We start from the raw sequence: 16,711 nt of genomic DNA on the forward strand, positions 1-16,711 counted from the left end.
CCTGGGCGAGAAGGTCGACGGGGTCCGCACCGGGGAGGGGCGCGTCGCCATCCCGGGCATGGACCTGGAGGGGGAGCGGCTGGCCCGCGACAAGGTCGAGAACGACACCCTGGTGCGGCACACCGCCCACGGCGACATCTCCGGCGTGCCCGACTCCTCCCGGGCCGGGCGGCGCACGTCCTACGACGTCGCCGACTTCCCGAAGCTCACCGGCCGGGAGGAGGACTTCCGGTTCACCCCGCTCAAGCGCCTCAAGGGGCTGCACGCCGACGCCCTGTCCGGCCCCGCGCCCGCGGTGACCGTGGACTCGGACGCCGTGCGCGTCGAGACCGTGGGCCGGGACGACGCCCGCATCGGCAGCGCCGGGATCCCCGAGGACCGCGTCTCCGCCAACGCGTGGAGCAGCGTCACCGAGGCCACGGTGCTCACCGTGCCGCAGGAGACCGAGGTCGCCGCGCCCGTGCTCGTCGACATCCACGGCTCGGACGCCACCCCGGCGGCCCAGCACCTCGTGATCGACGCCCAGCCCTTCTCTAAGGCCCTCGTGGTCCTGCGCCACCACGGCAGCGCCGTGCTCTCGCAGAACGTCGAGTTCCGGGTCGCCGACTCGGCGAACCTCACCGTGGTGACCCTCCAGGAGTGGGACGACGACGCCGTGCACGCCTCCTCCCAGCAGGCGCGCCTCGGGAAATCCGCGACCTTCAAGCACGTGCTCGTCAGCCTCGGCGGCGACCTCGTGCGGGTCACCCCGTCCACCCGCTTCGACGCCCCGGGCGGCTCCGTGGAGATGTACGGGCTGACCTTCGTGGACGCCGGCCAGCACCTGGAGTCCCGGCTGTTCGTGGACCACTCCCAGCCGCACTGCACCTCGCGGGTGACCTACAAGTCCGCGCTGCAGGGCGAGAACGCGCACGGCGTGTGGATCGGCGACGTCCTCATCCGCGCCACCGCGGAGGCCACCGACACCTACGAGCTCAACCGGAACCTGATCCTCAACGACGGCCCGCGGATGGACTCCGTGCCGAACTTGGAGATCGAGACCGGCCTCATCACCGGTGCGGGCCACGCCTCCACCACGGGCCAGCTGGACGACGAGCACCTGTACTACCTCATGTCCCGGGGCATCCCCGAGGACGAGGCGCGCCGGCTCGTGGTCCGCGGGTTCCTCTTCGAGATCATCCAGCAGATCGGTGTCCCGGACATCGAGGAGCGGCTGCGCGGGTCCGTCCAGGACGAGCTCGCCTCCGCGAACTACTGATCCGCCGCGCCCGCACGCACCCTTCCGACCCCAGACTTTTTCGACCACAGGAGAACCATCCATGGCAACTCTCGAGATCAAGGACCTGCACGCGTCCGTCGTGCTCGACGACGAGACCACCAAGCCGATCCTCAAGGGCGTGAACCTGACCATCACCTCCGGTGAGGTGCACGCGATCATGGGCCCCAACGGCTCCGGCAAGTCCACGCTGGCCTCCACCATCGCCGGGCACCCCAAATACGTCGTCGACTCCGGCGAGGTCCTCCTCGACGGCCAGAACGTCCTGGAGATGTCCGTGGACGAGCGCGCCCGCGCCGGGCTCTTCCTGGCCATGCAGTACCCGGTGGAGATCCCCGGCGTGACGACCTCCAACTTCCTGCGCACGGCCAAGACCGCGATCGACGGCGAGGCCCCCTCGCTGCGCACGTGGACCAAGGACGTCAAGGCCGCCATGGAGCAGCTGAAGATCAGCCCCGACATGATCCAGCGCAACGTCAACGAGGGCTTCTCCGGCGGCGAGAAGAAGCGCCACGAGATCCTCCAGCTCGAGCTGCTCAAGCCGAAGATCGCCCTGCTGGACGAGACCGACTCCGGGCTCGACGTGGATGCGCTCAAGGTCGTCTCCGAGGGCGTCAACCGCGCCCTGGAGACCAACGACATGGGCGTCATGCTCATCACCCACTACACCCGCATCCTGCGCTACATCAAGCCGCAGTTCGTGCACGTGTTCCACGACGGCCGCGTGGTCGACGAGGGCGGTCCCGAGCTCGCCGACCGGCTCGAGAACGAGGGCTACGACCGCTACCTGGCCCCGGCCAAGTAAGCGGTCCCGACCCCACCAGCTTTCGAAAGGAGGCCAGCGATGGCCGACACCCCCGCTGAGACCACCGCCGACCCCGCGACCGCGGGCCGGCCCTCCGCCGAGGAGGTCGAGGAGGCGCTCAAGAACGTCATCGACCCCGAGCTCGGCGTCAACATCGTGGACCTGGGCCTGCTCTACGGCTCCAAGTGGGCCGAGGACGGCGCCCTGGTGCTCGACATGACCCTGACCACGGCCGCGTGCCCGCTGCAGGACGTCATCGAGGAGCAGTGCGCGCAGAACCTCGACCCCATGGTGGACGAGTGGCGCGTCAACTGGGTCTGGATGCCGCCGTGGGGTCCCGACCGGATCACCGAGGACGGCCGCGACCAGATGCGGGCCCTGGGCTTCAACATCTGAGTCCTCCTCCGCACCGACACCGCCCCGCCCACCTCGCACGAGGTGGGCGGGGCGGTGTCGTCGTGCCGCGCCCCGCTCGCTAAGTAACCTTGTGAATTGTGGGTGCGCCGCCGCCGCGCGCTCCTACACTGCCGTCATGGGCCAGACCTTGCTGTTCGGGATCGTCGCCTCGAGCGCGCTCGTCATCGGGGCGCTGGTCGGCGTGCGCTTCGAGCTCCCCAAGCGGCTGCTCGCCATCCTGCTGTCCTTCGCCGCGGGCGCGCTCATCACCGCGCTGGCCTTCGAGCTGTTCGAGGACGCCTACGAGCGGGGCGGGCTCTGGCTCGCGGTCATCGGTCTCTTCGCCGGCGCCGTGGTCTTCACCGCGCTCAGCGCCCTCCTGGACCGCTGGGCGCAGCCAGGACCGGCCGCCGAGGACGCGGAGCAGCAGCAGGGCAGCGTCAAGCTGGACACCGACGCCGCCGCGGACGAGAAGGCGCCGACGGCCGCCTCCACCGGCGGCGCCGCGGGGCTGGCGCTGCTGGCCGCCGTCACCCTGGACGGCGTGCCGGAGAACGTGGCGCTGGGCGTCTCGCTCACCGAGGGAACGGGCGGGCTGGCCCTGCTCGCGGCGATCTTCGTGTCCAACCTGCCCGAGTCCCTGGTCGGGGCGGCGTCCATGCGGGAGCAGGGCATGCCCCGCGGCAAGGCCGTCCTGCTCTGGACGGTCTGTGCCGTGCTCCTGGTGGTGGCCGTGCTGATCGGCGCCGGTCCGCTGGCCGGCAGCGACCCTGAGACGATCTCCCTGCCGCTCGCCTTCGCCGCCGGCGCGGTGATCGCCTCCCTGGCCGACACCCTGATGCCGGAGGCCTACGAGCACGGCGGCCCGGCGGTGGCCCTGAGCACGGCGGCGGGCTTCGCGCTGTCCTTCGCCCTGTCCCTGGCCTGAGCCCGCTCCGCGCTCCCCGAGGGCGCCCAGCCGCGCGTCCCGTGCTCCGCTCGGGCCCGGTCCGTGGCAGAGTCGACGCGTGAACACCGACGAGAAGCGCATCGCCCTGCTCATCGACGCCGACAACGCACCGGCGGCCAAGATCGACGTGGTCCTCGCCGAGGTGGCCCGCCACGGCGCCGCGAACGTCCGGCGCGCCTACGGCAACTGGAAGAGCCCGCACCTGCAGCAGTGGGAGGCGGTGCTGCACGCGTACGCGATCCGGCCGATCCAGCAGTTCGCCTACAGCACCGGCAAGAACGCCTCGGACATGGCCATGGTGATCGACGCCATGGACCTCCTCTACGCCGGATCGGTCGACGGCTTCGCGATCGTCTCCAGCGACGCCGACTTCACCCCGCTGGTGATGCGGATCCTCACCGACGGGCACAAGGTCTACGGCTTCGGCCAGCGGCAGACGCCGGAGCCGTTCATCAACGCCTGCTCGCAGTTCACCTACGTGGAGAGCCTGGGGGAGCCCGCCGAGGAGAAGCCCGGCGAGGCGCCGGCGGCCGCGCCGCAGCAGGCGCTGCGCGGTGACGCGCGGCTGGTCAGGATGCTGCGGAGCGCGGTGGACGCCGCCAGCGGCGACGACGGGTGGGCCCATCTGGGCGCCGTCGGCCAGCAAATCGGCAACCAGGCGTCCTTCGACTCCCGCAACTACGGGTACCGCAAGCTCAGCGACCTCATCGAGGCCACCGGTCTCTTCGACGTCCGCCGGCAGAACCCGGGCGTCCAGGTGCGGGACAGCCGCCGCCGCTGACCTGTGCGCGCCCGGGGTGGTCAGAGGGCCGGCGGGGCGTTCAGGTCGCGGGCGCTGAAGGTGTCGCAGGCGTTGATGTCGCCGGTCCGGTAGCCCGCGTAGAACCACAGCTGCCGCTGAGCGGAGGCGCCGTGGGTGAAGTTCTCGGGGCTGACCCGGCCCTGGGTGGTCTCCTGGATCCGGTCGTCGCCGATCACGGAGGCGGCGTCGAGGGCCTGGTCGAGCTCCTCCTGGGAGATGTCGCCCAGGTCCACGGCCCCGGACGTGTCCCCGGCGGCGGCGCCGGCCCACAGCCCGGCCAGGCAGTCGGCCTGCAGCTCCACGCGCACGGCGCCGGACTCGGGGCCCTGCGGGTCCTGCTGGGCGTAGCCGAGGGTGCCGATCTGGTTCTGGATGTGGTGGCCGAACTCGTGGGCGAGCACGTACTCCTCGGCCAGCGGGCCGCCGTCGGCGCCGAACTGGGTCTGCAGCTCGTCGAAGAACGCGATGTCGAGGTAGGCGGTCTCGTCCGCGGGGCAGTAGAACGGGCCCACGGCCGACGACGCCGCGCCGCACCCGGTGTTGGTCTGGCCCTCGAACAGCTCCACGCCGGGCATCACGTACTGCTCGCCCGTGGCCTGCGGCAGGTAGTCCTCCCAGAACTGGTCGAGGCTCTGCGCCGTGGCGATCATCCGGCAGTCGGTGTACCGGTTGGCGTCCTCACCGGTCCGGCACCGCTCCGCCCGCTCCTGCTCCACGGAGGTCTGCGACCCGGTGTCCTGGCCGCCCCCGCCGGTGATCGCGTCGATGCCGTCCTGGCCGAAGAGCAGCCCCACGACGAGCAGCAGCAGTCCGCCGCCCAGTCCACCGCCCACGGCGATCCCGCGTCCCCGCCCGCCGCCGCTGCCGACGCGCGAGGCGTCCAGCTGGGAGTTGTTGTCGAAACTCATGGCTGAAGTGTAAGTCGTCTGATGGTGGCGCCGGTGCCGGCGCTCAATCGAAGCCGCGGGCGGCGAGGGCTTCACCGGTCCGCTGGGCGTAGGCGACGGCGGAGATCACCGCCGGGGTCACCAGCCGCACGGGGTTCGGGCGCAGCCCACGCGCGCGCACGGCGTCCCGGAGCTCGCCCACGGCGCCCACGATGAAGGGGATCGAGCGCAGCATCAGGGAGATCGCCAGGCCGATGCGCTCGGGGTCCGCCCCGACCAGCCGCACGGGCGAGCACAGCCACACGACGCCGTCGAGCAGCTCCGGCAGGGGCGTGGTGTGCATCAGGACCCGGGTGAGCACGAGGAGGACGAGGATCGTCAGCACCACGTCGGCGGCCTGCGCCGGCCCCGAGGTCAGGACGTGGTAGACGGCCAGCAGGACCAGCACAGGCAGGGCGGGGGCGAGCCCCCGCCACCACTCGAGGGCGCCGATGCCCGCGGCGGAGCCCGCGACCAGCAGGAGCAGGGTCAGCACGGTCGGCACCGGCCACGAGGGCGAGAGCACCACGGCCAGGGTCACGACGACGATGCCGAGCCCCTTGACCCGGAGCGGGGCGCGGTGCAGGAGGCCGGTGCCGGGGGAGTAGCTGCCGAAGAGGTCCGGGCCCCGGCTCACGGGCGCACCTCCCCGGGGAAGCCGTGCGCGCACCACCGCTCGTAGGCGGGAACGACCTCCTCGGGCGAACCGTCCGCGACCAGGGCGCCCTCGTGCAGGACCAGGACGCGCGGGGCGGTCGCGGCCAGGCCGAGGTCGTGCGTGGAGATCAGCAGCTGGTGCGGGAGCCCGTCGAGCAGCCCCATGAGCCGCCCCCGGTTGCGCAGGTCGAGAAGGGTGGTGGGCTCGTCGAGGACGAGCACCTCGGGCTCCACGGCCAGCACCGCCGCGAACGCCGCCAGCTGGCGCTCCCCGCCGGAGAGGTCGTAGATGCTGTGCTCGGCCCGGTGGCCGATGCCCGCGCGCCCGAGCAGCTCGAGGGCGGCGGTCCGTCGTCGGGCGCGGGGCACGCCGGCCCCGCGCAGGGACAGCTCGACGTCCTCGACCGGGGTCGGCATCACCAGCTGGGAGAGGGGGTCGGTGAACACGAAGCCCACCCGCCGCCGGGCCGCGCGCACGTCCCGGGCCACGTCCGTGCCGTGCACCGTGACCGTGCCCGAGGACGGGCGGACGAGGCCGTTGAACAGCCGCAGGAGCGTGGACTTCCCGGATCCGTTGAGCCCGAGCACGGCCACCCGCCGCTCGTCCAGGCTCACGTCGAGGTCGCGCAGCAGGGTCAGCTCACCCGAGGCGGTGGGCACCGTGACGGTCACGCGGGAGCACACGAGGGCCGCGGCCCCGGGGGTTCCGGGCACGGTTCAGCGCGTGCCCGCGATCCGGGGGAACGCCTTGTGCACGCCCACGGCGATGACCGCGGCGAGCACCACCTTGAGCAGGTCGCCGGGCCAGAACACGAGGTCGGCGAGGAACGCGTCCTGGAAGGGCAGGCGCGCGTTGACCACCAGGCCGAGGATGCCGCCGACCCGGATCACCACGAACCCGGCCAGGGCCGCGGCCACCAGCCGCAGGGTGTAGGTGCCGGTGCGCTCGTAGCGGGCGTTGGTGGCGCCGCCGTCGTTGGCCCGGCGGGCCGGGATCAGCCACTGGGCCACGTAGCCGGCCGCGGCCGCGGCGAACGGGAAGGCCAGAATGTAGCCCGCCGAGGGCCCGGCGAGCACGCCGAATCCGCCGCGGAAGCCCGCGAACACCGGCACGCCGATCAGGCCCACCAGGACGTACAGCGCCACGGCCAGGAGACCGCGGGTGCCGCCGAGGACCAGACCGGTCAGGAACACGGCGAGGGTCTGCAGGGTCAGCGGCACCCCCGCCGCGCCCAGGGGGATCCCGGGGAGCACGGACAGGGCGGCCGTGAGGGCGGCGAACACGGCGACGTTCGCGAGGTCCTCGGCGGTGATGGCGCGGCGGCGCTCGACGTTGGTCATGGCACCCAGACTAGGGCTTGCGGGCCCCCGCGGCGGAACCGGTGTCCTCGTCCTGGGCGGGCGCCGCGCCGTCGGCGTCGTCGCGCTGCCGGACGGCGTCGCGCTCCGTGGCCCCGAAGCGCCCGCCCAGCGCCTGCTGGTAGCGCATCCGCTGGTACTTCCAGCGCTCGGCCATGGTGGCCTTGGCCTCGACGCGGTCCTTCTGGTTCACCGGGTCCGGGCCGAGCACCGGGTCGTCGCCGACCTGGTAGCGGTTGGACCAGACCTGGATGACGGCCCACGCCACGGCGGTGTACGGGACGGCCAGGATGGCGCCGAAGATGCCGCCGACCAGCGTGCCGACGGTCAGGGCGAGCAGCACCATGAGCGCGTGCAGGCTCAGAGTGCGGCCCATGATGATCGGCTGCAGGATGTTGCCCTCGATCTGGTTGACGATCACGACGACGACCACCACGGCCAGCGCCACGCCGACCCCGTTGGTGACCAGGGCCACGAGCGCGGCGATGATGCCCGCGACGGTCGCCCCGACCACCGGGATGAAGGCGGTGACGAACACGATCACGGCCAGCGGGACGGCCAGGGGCACGCCGAGGACCACCAGCGCCACCCCGATGAGCACGGCGTCCACCGCCGCCACGAAGGCCGTTCCTCGGACGTAGCCGCCGAGCACCTGCGCGCTGCGGTCCACGGACTCCGCGAGCTTGGCGCGGCGCTCGCCGCGGAACCAGCGCAGCGTGAAGTTCCACATCCTCTCGCCGTCCTTGAGGCAGAAGAAGAGCACGACGATCATCAGCACCAGCCCGGTCACGAACTCCGTGGCCGCGCCCAGGCCGCTGAGGGCGCCGCCCGCGAAGGAGCCGCTGGTGACGAAGTCCCCGGCCTGCTGGACGGCGGAGTCGATGGCAGCCGTGTCGACGGGGATCGGCCCGGACTGCACGAGGCGCTGCAGCTCGTTCCAGCCCTCCTGCGCCGAGGCCCTGAGCGTGTCCCACTCGCTGCGCACGGCGAAGACGATGCCGGTGAGCACGCCGCCGACCAGGGCCAGGATGCCGAGGAAGGCGGCGAGGGTGGCCAGCAGGTTGGACCACCCCCTGCGCTCGAGCCACTTCACGGCCGGGCCCACGGCGGAGGCGAGGATGAGCGCCACGAGCACGGCGATCAGCACGACCTTGACCTGCAGCAGGACCCAGAGCACCCCGACCACCACGGCGGCGACGAGCAGGGTCTGGGCGGCGCGGGAACCGGCCCGGCCGAGGGAGTCCGCCCAGGGGCCGACCGCAGGGGCCAGCGCCTGGGTGGCCTCCTCGAAGCCGGCGGGCTCGACCCCGGAGCCCATGGCGGGGGCCGCGCTGGTGCCGGGGTCGGCCTGACCGCCGAGGACGCGCTCGGCGTGCAGCGGCGCGGCACTCGATCCTCCGGACGACGTGCTGTGCTGCTCGGGGCGGGGGGGATTTCCCATGCGGGCGCTCCTCGGGGCGTGGGTGGCGAAGGGAAGACGGGCACCGCGGAAGGGACGACGGCGATCGAGCCAACACTAAGGCGACTGTTGGAGGGCTGTCCAACGGTGCCCGCGCGCGGGCCGGAGGGCTCACCGGGGGTCGTCGACGACGAAGACCGCGGTGAGCACGTGCCGGCGCCGCACGACCACGTCCTGCATCAGCGCGGGAGCCTCGTCGAAGGGCACGACGTCACTGATCAGGTGCTCGCGGATCTCGCCGCCGTGGGCAGCCAGCAGACGGATGGTCTCCGCGGACAGCCGCTGCCGGTCCCAGGTGTGGGCGAGACCGCGGGGGACCCGGCCGATCTGTGCGCAGCGCAGGCTCAGCCCGTTGTGGTGGAACTCCTCGCCCAGCCGCACCGCGTCCGCGCCCGCGGTGTAGAACGCCAGGTCGATGACGCTGCCCTGCGGCCGGACCGCGCGCAGCGCCGCGTGCAGGGCCTCGGGCTTGCCGCGGCACTGGAACACGAGGTCCGCGCCGTGGTCGCCCGGCCCGTGCCGCCAGCGGGTCTTGAGCACCCGGCCGGGGTCGTCGGCGAGGTCCAGCGGGAAGAAGCCCAGCCGCTCGGCGAGCGCCCGCCGTCGAGGGTCGGCGTCGGCGACGGCGACCTCGCGCGCGCCGAGGGCGCGGGCGAACAGGGCCGTCATGAGACCCACCGGGCCCGCGCCCGTGACCAGCACGAGCCGCCCGGTGACCCCGTCGCCGAGCCCGCGGACCGGTCCCGCGTCCGCCGCGGCGTGCAGCAGCCCGTTGGCGCAGATGGGGCCGAAGTGGGCGACGAACACGCCGAGCAGGGGGTCCAGTGCCTCCGGCAGCGGCACCAGGTGCTCGGTGAGCGGGTCGGCGACATGGGCGGTGGCGTGGCCGTAGGCCGTGGCGAGCACGTCGCCGGCCCGGAACGCCGGCGTGCGGGAGCGCGCCACCCGGGCGACCTCCATGTAGCCCAGGCGGCGCACCGGGTAGCCCTGCTCCGCGGCACCGGGCCGGAACAGCCCGAGCTCGGTGTCGTGCCGGGAGTGCAGCCCCGGGTGGTCGCCCTTGACGAAGGCCAGCTCCGTGCCCGCGGACAGCCCCGTAGCGAGGGTCTCCAGCAGCACGCCGCCGTCCGGGACCGGGGGAAGCTCCTCCTCCACGATCTCGATCCGGTGCCGGGCGGGGACGACGAGGTTGCGGCGGGCACTCACGGCTCACCCGCCGGTCCCACGCGGTCCGGGTCCGCCAGGGCGACGGGCCGCCCGGTGCGCGCCGAGTCGGCGATCGCGCACGCGAGCCGGTGGGTGCGCAGCGCCTCTCCGTAGGGTGCGCGGGTGGACTCGCGCTCGCCGCGCACCGCTTCGAGGAACTCCCGGTCGACGGTCACCCTCGGGTCCTCGGCGGGGGTGTGCTCGGAGCGGTCCCGCGCGCCGTAGGCGGTGAGGCCCTGCTCCGAGAGCTCCAGGTAGAGCCCGCGGCTCACGGTGTGCAGGGCGGCGCGGTGCTTGACCGCGAGCGCCGACGTCGCGGCGAGCGTGGCGACGGCCCCGGAGCGGAAGCGCACGGTCGCGGCGGTGGCGTCGTCGACGTCGCCGTAGTCCTGCGGGGCCCCGTCCGGGGCCCTGCGGATCCCGGCGGCGTACACCTCGACGGCCTCGCCCAGCAGGAAGCGGGCGGTGTCCAGCACGTGGGTGAGCTGCTCCACGACCTGGCCGCCCGAGCGGTCCGTCCGCCCCCACCACGGCACGGGCGGGCGCTTGTCCAGCCAGTAGCCGTTGGCCAGCAGCGGGGGCGCGTCGGCGAGGAGCTCCCGGGCCAGCACGGCGGTGTCGAGGCAGCGCCAGTGGTAGCCGGTGCCCGTGACCACCCCGCTCTCCTCGACCCGGGCGCCGATCTGCTCGGCGACGTCCAGGCCCAGTCCCACGGGCTTCTCCACGAACAGCGCCTTGCCGCGCTCCAGCGCGGCGAGCTCGGCGGGCCCGTGGGCGAACGGCGGCACGCAGACGTAGACGGCGTCGGCCTCCACGGCGTCGAGGGCCTGCACGGGGTCGCCGAACGCGGGGACGTCCAGTTCAGCCGCCAGGGCGGTGGCGGCGGGCAGGTGCGCGTCCGTCACCCCGACCACGCGCGCCCCGCCGAGTCCGTGCAGCACGTCGACGTGGCGACGGGCCACGGATCCCGCCCCGACCAGGGTGATGCGCAGCGTCATGTCGGGTTCTCCTCCAGGAGCCGGTGGTACAGGTCCAGGTAGCGCCGGGCCATGCCCGCCGGCGTCCACTGCTCGGCGGCGTCCCGGCAGGTCTGCGGGTCGATGCTGTCCAGGTCCCGCAGGTGCTCGACCAGGTCGTCCTCCGCCGCGGCCAGGAACCCGGTGCGGCCGTGCTCCACCAGGGAGGGCAGCACTCCCAGGGGGGTCCCGACGACGGGCACCCCCCGGGACAGCGCCTCGACGACACCGGTGGCCCCCGGTTCGGCCCAGCGGTTGGGCGTCAGCAGGGCGCGGGCCGAGCACAGCAGCAGCTCCTTGCGCTCGCCCGCCACCCCGCCCACCCAGGTCACCGACGTCCCGTCGACCAGGGGCCGGACCGCCTCGAGCCAGTACCGGACGTCGGGGTGGGAGCGCAGCGCCTCGTCGCCCTCGGCGAGGCGCCGCTCCAGCTCCTCGGGGTCGTCGATGCCGGCCACGGGCCCGGCCAGCACCAGCGGGATCCCCGCCCGCCGGCAGACGCGGGCGGCGGTGTCCTGGCCCTTGTCGGCGGTGATCCGGGCCAGCAGCAGGGCGTGCTCGCCCCGGGGCGCGTCCACGGGCAGCCCCGGGGGCGCGGCCAGCGGGACCACGCCCAGCGTCTGCCGCCGCAGGTTGGCCGGCGCCCGCTCGAGCTGGGACGCGGAGACCGCCGCGAACCGGACCCGGCCCCGTCCGTCGAACGCCGAGTAGAACTCGGGGTGCTTGCGCAGGTCCCAGTGCAGGGTCTGCAGCACCGGTGGGGCCGCCGTGCCCATCGCGCCCAGCACGGACGGTCCCACGACCTCCAGGTGGTCGTGCACGAGGTCCCACCGCCGCGGTCCCCGCAGGGCGTCCACGACGCCCTGCATGTGCGCGTGGGCGATGCCCGAGACCCGGTTGTAGGGCATCGCGATGGAGCGGAACGCGGGCCCGGGCAGGGGGCGCAGGTGGTCGTCGGCCTCGAGCGTGCTGGGGCCCACCGTGGCGAGGGTGACGTGCACGCCGGCGCGCCGGAGCTCCGGCACCAGGGTGGCTACCACCGTCTCGATCCCGCCGTAGCCGGACGGGGGCACGGGCAGCCAGGGGCCCGCGTTGACGAGCACCCGCAGCGCGCTCATGCGACGCGGCCGGCCGGCTGCGTCCGGTACTCGGGCACCTGCGCCATGGGCGGGCGCTCGCGGACGCTGACGTCGTGGACCTCGGCGAGGAATCGCTCCCCGTGGCGCAGGAACTGCGTGAGGCGCCCGCTCTCGTCGGCGACGGGGGAGTCGCAGCGCAGCCGCGCCTGGACCGTCAGCTGGATCTGGGCGGCCATGCGGGCCAGGGCCGCGTCGGAGGAGTTCCGGTGGGACCGGACACCCAGGTCCACCTGCGCCATCGCGTCCAGGCCCACGGCCTCCAGCACGTCGATGAGCATCGCGATCTCCACCCCGTACCCGGAGACGAACGGCACCCGTTCGAGCAGGCTCCGGCGTCCCGCGTACTCCCCGGCCAGTGGCTGGACCAGTCCCGCCAGCTGCGGCCAGAACAGGTTCAGCAGCGGGCGGGCCACGAGCTCGGTGACGCGCCCACCGCCCGCCGGCATCACCGTGGCGCCGTCGTGCAGCGGGCGGTCGTAGCAGCTCTTGACGAACTGCACCCCCGGCTCGGTCAGCAGCGGCCCCAGCAGCCCCACGGCGAACTGCGGGTCGAACTCCCGCAGGTCCGAGTCCACGAACGCGAGCACGTCCCCGGTGGTCACGGCCAGGGACTTCCACAGCGCCTCGCCCTTGCCGGGGACGTTGCCGTGGGCGGGCAGGATGTCGGCCTGCCGGTGGACCCGGGCCCCGGCCACCGCGGCGACCGCGCCCGTGCCGTCCGTCGAGTCGGAGTCGATGACGACGAGCTCGTCGATCAGCGCCACGTCCTCCATGAGCGTGCGCCGCAGCGCGGTGACGATCGCGCCCACGGTCTCGGCCTCGTTGCGGGCCGGGAGCACCACGCTGACCGTGCTGCCGCGCTTCCGGCGGCAGAGCTGCTCCGCGGACCACTGACGGCCGTGGTAGCTGCGGGTGGTGAACCACTGCTGGACGTCCTGTCGCATGCTGCCCGCTTCCGACGATGAGAAATACTGGAAGGAGACTGACCAGTTGACGTCGGACACTACCCAGCGACGGCCCCACCGAGAAGAGCCCGCCCGGAGCCGGGCGATTGTGTCGGGCCTCCGGGCCCGGGCCGTGGAGAAGGTGCCCGTCCGTCACGTGAGCAAGAACGCGGACCCGGCCCCCTGCACGGGGTGCCGCCGCCGAACAGGGACCGGTAGAATGGACAGGTTGCCCGGTCAGGGCACCCGCTCCTCACCACTCCCTCCCGAAAGGTCTCCTCCGTGATCACTGTCCAGAACCTCGAACTGCGTGCCGGTGCGCGGCTGCTCATGGACGAGGTCAACTTCCGGGTGGACAAGGGGGACAAGATCGGTCTGGTCGGGCGCAACGGCGCCGGCAAGACCACGATGACCAAGGTCCTCGCCGGGGAGACCCTGCCCGCGGGCGGGACGGTCACGCGCACCGGGGCCATCGGCTACCTCCCGCAGGACCCCAAGGTCGAGGACATGGAGCAGCTGGCCCGGGACCGCATCCTCTCCGCCCGCAACCTCGCGGGCGTCGTCGCCCGCCTGCGCCAGGCGGAGCAGGACATGGCCTCCGAGGAGGACGCCGTGCGCAACAAGGCCATGCGCGGCTACGACCGGCTCGAGTCGGAGTTCCTCGCCGGCGGCGGCTACGCCGCGGAGTCCGAGGCCGCGACGATCACGTCCAACCTGGACCTGCCCGAGCGGATCCTCGACCAGCCGCTGCGCACTCTCTCCGGTGGGCAGCGCCGTCGCGTGGAGCTGGCCCGCATCCTGTTCTCGGACGCCGACATCATGCTCCTCGACGAGCCCACCAACCACCTGGACGCCGACTCCGTGGTGTGGCTGCGGGACTTCCTGAAGAACTTCCAGGGCGGGCTGCTGGTGATCAGCCACGACGTGGAGCTGATGGAGATGGTGGTCAACAAGGTCCTGTACCTGGACGCCAACCGCTGCGTCATCGACCTGTACAACATGGGCTGGAAGAACTACCTGCTGCAGCGCGAGCAGGACGCCCACCGCCGCAAGCGCGAGTACGCCAACGCGGAGAAGAAGGCCACCGCGCTGATGGACCAGGCCAACAAGATGCGCGCCAAGGCCAGCAAGGCCGTGGCCGCCCAGCAGATGATCAAGCGCGCCGAGCGGCTCATGAACGGCCTTGAGGGCGAGCGCCAGGCGGACAAGGTCGCGAACATCCGCTTCCCGAAGCCCGCCGACTGCGGCAAGACCCCGCTGACGGCCCGGGACCTGTCCAAGTCCTACGGCTCGCTCGAGATCTTCAACGACGTGGACCTGGCCATCGACCGGGGCTCCCGGGTGGTCATCCTCGGGTTCAACGGCGCCGGCAAGACCACGCTGCTGCGGATGCTGGCGGGCGAGGCCCAGCCGGACACCGGTGAGGTGGTTCCGGGGCACGGCCTCAAGCTCGGCTACTTCGCCCAGGAGCACGACACCCTGGACCCGGACCGGACGGTGCTGGAGAACATGCGCTCCGCGGCCCCGGACCTCGCCGACACGGAGGTCCGCAACGTCCTGGGCTCGTTCCTGTTCCAGGGCGACGACGTGTCCAAGCCGGCCGGGGTGCTCTCCGGCGGCGAGAAGACCCGCCTGGCGCTGGCGACCCTCGTGGCCTCCTCCGCCAACGTGCTGCTGCTCGACGAGCCGACCAACAACCTGGACCCGGCCTCCCGCCGGGAGATCCTCAACGCGCTGCGCACCTACGAGGGCGCGGTCGTGCTCGTCTCCCACGACGAGGGCGCGGTCGAGGCGCTGGACCCCGAGCGCGTGGTGATCCTGCCCGACGGCACCGAGGACCTGTGGAGCCAGGAGTACCAGGACCTCATCTCCCTTGCCTGACGGCGGGCGCCCCTCCCGGCCTCAGTCGCGGGCGGCGGAGGTGTGCTCGCGCTCCAGGGCGTCCAGCATCGCGTCCTCCTCGTCCTCCCACGTGGGGCCGGAGCGCCGGCGCTGCGGCCGGGGCCGCATGAGCGACCTGAGGTGGGCCGGCATGTCGTCGGCCATCTCGAGCTGGCGGACGACGAGCTCCTCGTCGCCCTCGCCGATGTAGTTGCCGTCCTCGTCGTAGAACCGTGCGAGCCGGCGCTCCATCTCCTGGGCGAACTGGCGGTCCCAGGCGTCGTTGCGGGCCTGCTGGCGGGCGGCGTAGCCGTAGGCCACGAAGAACAGCGCCGCGAACGCGTACCACTGCAACGAGTAGGACAGGTGCGGCCCGGAGTCGATCTCCGGCTCCGGAGCCGGCGCGGGGGCCGCCGCGGGGGCCGGGTCCTCGACGAAGACCTCGCCGTAGGCCGCCGTCCCGATCGGCCGGTCCCAGCGCTCGCGCAGCTCCTCGAGATCGATCGAGGCGATCTGGCCCTCGGGGGCGCCGCGGCTGACGGCCGGCTCCCCGGGCTGGAGCCGGGCGGTGACCGTCACCCGGCCGGCGGGCGGGGCCGGCACCTCGTCCGGCATCCCGTTGGCCGCCTCGCCCGTGGGGATCCAGCCGCGGTCGAGGACCACGACGTCCCCGTCCTGCGTGCGGAACGGGACGAGCACCTCGTAGCCGACGCGTCCGTCCTGCGGCCTGTTGCGGACCAGCACCTGGTCCTCGGGCAGGTACTCGCCCGTGAGCTCGACGGGGTGCCAGGTGAGGCGCTCGTCGTGGGCGGCGAACTGCTCGGCGGCGGCCGCACCGGTCAGGGGCTCGGCGCGGTAGTTCTGCGTGATCTTGGCGTTCTCGCCGATCAGGTGGTCGTTGCGGTCCATCTGCCAGCCGCCCAGGTACACCGAGACCACGGCGGCGGCGCAGGCGAGGAGGAAGAAGCCGAGCCACTTGCCGCTGAGCAGGAAACGGTAGTCGTTCATCCCCGGCGTTCCTGCGCGGGGCCGGCGTCGGCGAGGGGGACGGTGTCCTTCCAGAAGCCGCGCGCGCCGAGGAACTGCTCGAGGTCGCCGCGGTGCTCGGGGCACGCCAGCCACGTCTTGCGGCGCTCCGGGGCGTGGATGCGCGGGTTGTTCCAGCGGATCTGCCACGCGGCGTCCGCGCGGCAGCCCTTGCGGGAGCACTGCGGGGTGTCGGGCCCGGCCGGGGGAGCGTCGGCGCCTCGCGGGGACAGCGATCCGAGCAGGTCGAACTCCACGGCGGTCGTGCTCCTCAGGGTCTTCGTCGGGTCCCGGTACGGCCCGCGGCGGGCTCAGGCCGCTCCGCGGCGCCGGGTGGTGTCGTCCTCGACAGTAGCGGAGGAAGCCGGGTCCTCGCTGGGAGCGGTCGTGCTCCCGTGGCCGGCCGGGGCGGAGTCGTCCTCGCGGTGCCCGGCGACGAACTCGCCCTCGAGCACGAAGTCGATCGCCAGGGGCGGGGCCGGCGGCCGCGGCTCGGGGGCGGCGGCCAGCGCCGGCGCGGCGGGCGGCTCGTAGTACTGGCTCGTCCGGGCGGAGCGGTCGTTGCTGTTGGCCAGCAGCACCGCCATCCACGGCAGCACGGCCACGCCCAGGATCGCGACGCCGCGCACCCAGATGTTGTCGACCGCGACGAACACGATGAGGCACACGATGCGCAGGCCCATCTGGATGCTGTAGACCTTCATCCGGTGGCCCATGTCCTGGGTGTGCGGCTCCGCGGTGGCGGTGATGGAGTGGACGTCGTCCTGGCCGGCGGCCTCGCCGGTCGTGAGATAGCGCTTGCTCATGGTCCTCCCAACAGACGATCAAGTATCTCACCGGGGTCCGACATCGAGAAGGCGGTCCTCCGGG

Annotated in this window: 18 protein-coding genes; 6 read left to right on the forward strand and 12 right to left on the reverse strand. The window is 73.1% G+C overall.

Annotation, left to right across the window (positions count from 1 at the left end):
• Positions 1 to 58: 58 nt before the first annotated feature.
• The 5 genes from sufD to RF647_RS08310 all read left to right on the forward strand — a co-directional run bounded on the left by sufD (position 59) and on the right by RF647_RS08310 (position 4,207).
• Positions 59 to 1,258, forward strand: coding sequence for a Fe-S cluster assembly protein SufD (sufD, locus tag RF647_RS08290; RefSeq protein ID WP_368811403.1), 1,200 nt, complete (start codon positions 59 to 61; stop codon positions 1,256 to 1,258).
• A 61-nt stretch (positions 1,259 to 1,319) separates the two neighbouring features.
• The gene (gene sufC, locus RF647_RS08295) at positions 1,320 to 2,081 is read left to right on the forward strand and encodes a Fe-S cluster assembly ATPase SufC (protein WP_109222866.1); all 762 of its coding nucleotides are present in this window, start codon (positions 1,320 to 1,322) and stop codon (positions 2,079 to 2,081) included.
• 39 nt (positions 2,082 to 2,120) lie between these two features.
• Positions 2,121 to 2,477, forward strand: coding sequence for a metal-sulfur cluster assembly factor (locus RF647_RS08300; RefSeq protein ID WP_035923963.1), 357 nt, complete (start codon positions 2,121 to 2,123; stop codon positions 2,475 to 2,477).
• A 136-nt stretch (positions 2,478 to 2,613) separates the two neighbouring features.
• Positions 2,614 to 3,405, forward strand: a complete 792-nt coding sequence (locus RF647_RS08305) for a ZIP family metal transporter (protein WP_368811306.1) — start codon at positions 2,614 to 2,616, stop codon at positions 3,403 to 3,405.
• A 79-nt stretch (positions 3,406 to 3,484) separates the two neighbouring features.
• Complete coding sequence (locus RF647_RS08310; protein ID WP_017834300.1) at positions 3,485 to 4,207, forward strand: NYN domain-containing protein; 723 nt, start codon at positions 3,485 to 3,487, stop codon at positions 4,205 to 4,207.
• Between the two features lie 20 nt (positions 4,208 to 4,227).
• On the opposite strand, the gene RF647_RS08315 is transcribed toward RF647_RS08310, so the two are convergent.
• The 9 genes from RF647_RS08315 to RF647_RS08355 all read right to left on the reverse strand — a co-directional run bounded on the left by RF647_RS08315 (position 4,228) and on the right by RF647_RS08355 (position 12,934).
• Positions 4,228 to 5,136 (reverse strand): neutral zinc metallopeptidase, encoded by a 909-nt coding sequence (locus tag RF647_RS08315; protein WP_368811307.1) that lies wholly within the window; start codon positions 5,134 to 5,136, stop codon positions 4,228 to 4,230.
• 43 nt (positions 5,137 to 5,179) lie between these two features.
• Positions 5,180 to 5,791, reverse strand: a complete 612-nt coding sequence (locus tag RF647_RS08320) for an energy-coupling factor transporter transmembrane protein EcfT (protein ID WP_368811308.1) — start codon at positions 5,789 to 5,791, stop codon at positions 5,180 to 5,182.
• Entirely contained in the window at positions 5,788 to 6,525 is a 738-nt protein-coding gene (locus tag RF647_RS08325) for an energy-coupling factor ABC transporter ATP-binding protein (RefSeq protein WP_368811309.1), read from the reverse strand. Before RF647_RS08325 ends, RF647_RS08320 begins: the two co-directional genes overlap by 4 nt.
• 3 nt (positions 6,526 to 6,528) lie before the next feature.
• The gene (locus RF647_RS08330) at positions 6,529 to 7,152 is read right to left on the reverse strand and encodes a biotin transporter BioY (RefSeq protein WP_368811310.1); all 624 of its coding nucleotides are present in this window, start codon (positions 7,150 to 7,152) and stop codon (positions 6,529 to 6,531) included.
• 10 nt (positions 7,153 to 7,162) lie between these two features.
• Positions 7,163 to 8,611, reverse strand: coding sequence for an AI-2E family transporter (locus RF647_RS08335; RefSeq protein ID WP_368811311.1), 1,449 nt, complete (start codon positions 8,609 to 8,611; stop codon positions 7,163 to 7,165).
• A 129-nt stretch (positions 8,612 to 8,740) separates the two neighbouring features.
• Complete coding sequence (locus RF647_RS08340) at positions 8,741 to 9,835, reverse strand: zinc-binding alcohol dehydrogenase (protein WP_368811312.1); 1,095 nt, start codon at positions 9,833 to 9,835, stop codon at positions 8,741 to 8,743.
• A complete protein-coding gene (locus tag RF647_RS08345) occupies positions 9,832 to 10,833 on the reverse strand; it encodes a Gfo/Idh/MocA family protein (RefSeq protein WP_368811313.1) in 1,002 nt (333 codons plus the stop codon). The genes RF647_RS08340 and RF647_RS08345 overlap by 4 nt, the downstream gene beginning before the upstream one ends.
• Entirely contained in the window at positions 10,830 to 11,969 is a 1,140-nt protein-coding gene (locus RF647_RS08350; RefSeq protein ID WP_368811314.1) for a glycosyltransferase, read from the reverse strand. The genes RF647_RS08345 and RF647_RS08350 overlap by 4 nt, the downstream gene beginning before the upstream one ends.
• The gene (locus tag RF647_RS08355) at positions 11,966 to 12,934 is read right to left on the reverse strand and encodes a glucosyl-3-phosphoglycerate synthase (RefSeq protein WP_368811315.1); all 969 of its coding nucleotides are present in this window, start codon (positions 12,932 to 12,934) and stop codon (positions 11,966 to 11,968) included. Before RF647_RS08355 ends, RF647_RS08350 begins: the two co-directional genes overlap by 4 nt.
• 282 nt (positions 12,935 to 13,216) lie before the next feature.
• Here RF647_RS08355 and abc-f point away from each other — a divergent pair, with 282 nt between their 5' ends.
• Positions 13,217 to 14,815 (forward strand): ribosomal protection-like ABC-F family protein, encoded by a 1,599-nt coding sequence (abc-f, locus tag RF647_RS08360; RefSeq protein ID WP_133410080.1) that lies wholly within the window; start codon positions 13,217 to 13,219, stop codon positions 14,813 to 14,815.
• Between the two features lie 21 nt (positions 14,816 to 14,836).
• On the opposite strand, the gene RF647_RS08365 is transcribed toward abc-f, so the two are convergent.
• The 3 genes from RF647_RS08365 to RF647_RS08375 are packed head-to-tail and all read right to left on the reverse strand — an operon-like array spanning position 14,837 to position 16,647.
• Positions 14,837 to 15,823 (reverse strand): SURF1 family protein, encoded by a 987-nt coding sequence (locus RF647_RS08365; protein WP_368811316.1) that lies wholly within the window; start codon positions 15,821 to 15,823, stop codon positions 14,837 to 14,839.
• Positions 15,820 to 16,098, reverse strand: a complete 279-nt coding sequence (locus tag RF647_RS08370) for a hypothetical protein (RefSeq protein WP_095651523.1) — start codon at positions 16,096 to 16,098, stop codon at positions 15,820 to 15,822. Before RF647_RS08370 ends, RF647_RS08365 begins: the two co-directional genes overlap by 4 nt.
• A 54-nt stretch (positions 16,099 to 16,152) precedes the next feature.
• Positions 16,153 to 16,647 (reverse strand): DUF3099 domain-containing protein, encoded by a 495-nt coding sequence (locus RF647_RS08375; RefSeq protein WP_368811317.1) that lies wholly within the window; start codon positions 16,645 to 16,647, stop codon positions 16,153 to 16,155.
• Between the last annotated feature and the right edge of the window lie 64 nt (positions 16,648 to 16,711).

Source organism: Kocuria sp. CPCC 205263, assembly GCF_040981075.1.
Taxonomy (GTDB): domain Bacteria; phylum Actinomycetota; class Actinomycetes; order Actinomycetales; family Micrococcaceae; genus Kocuria; species Kocuria rosea.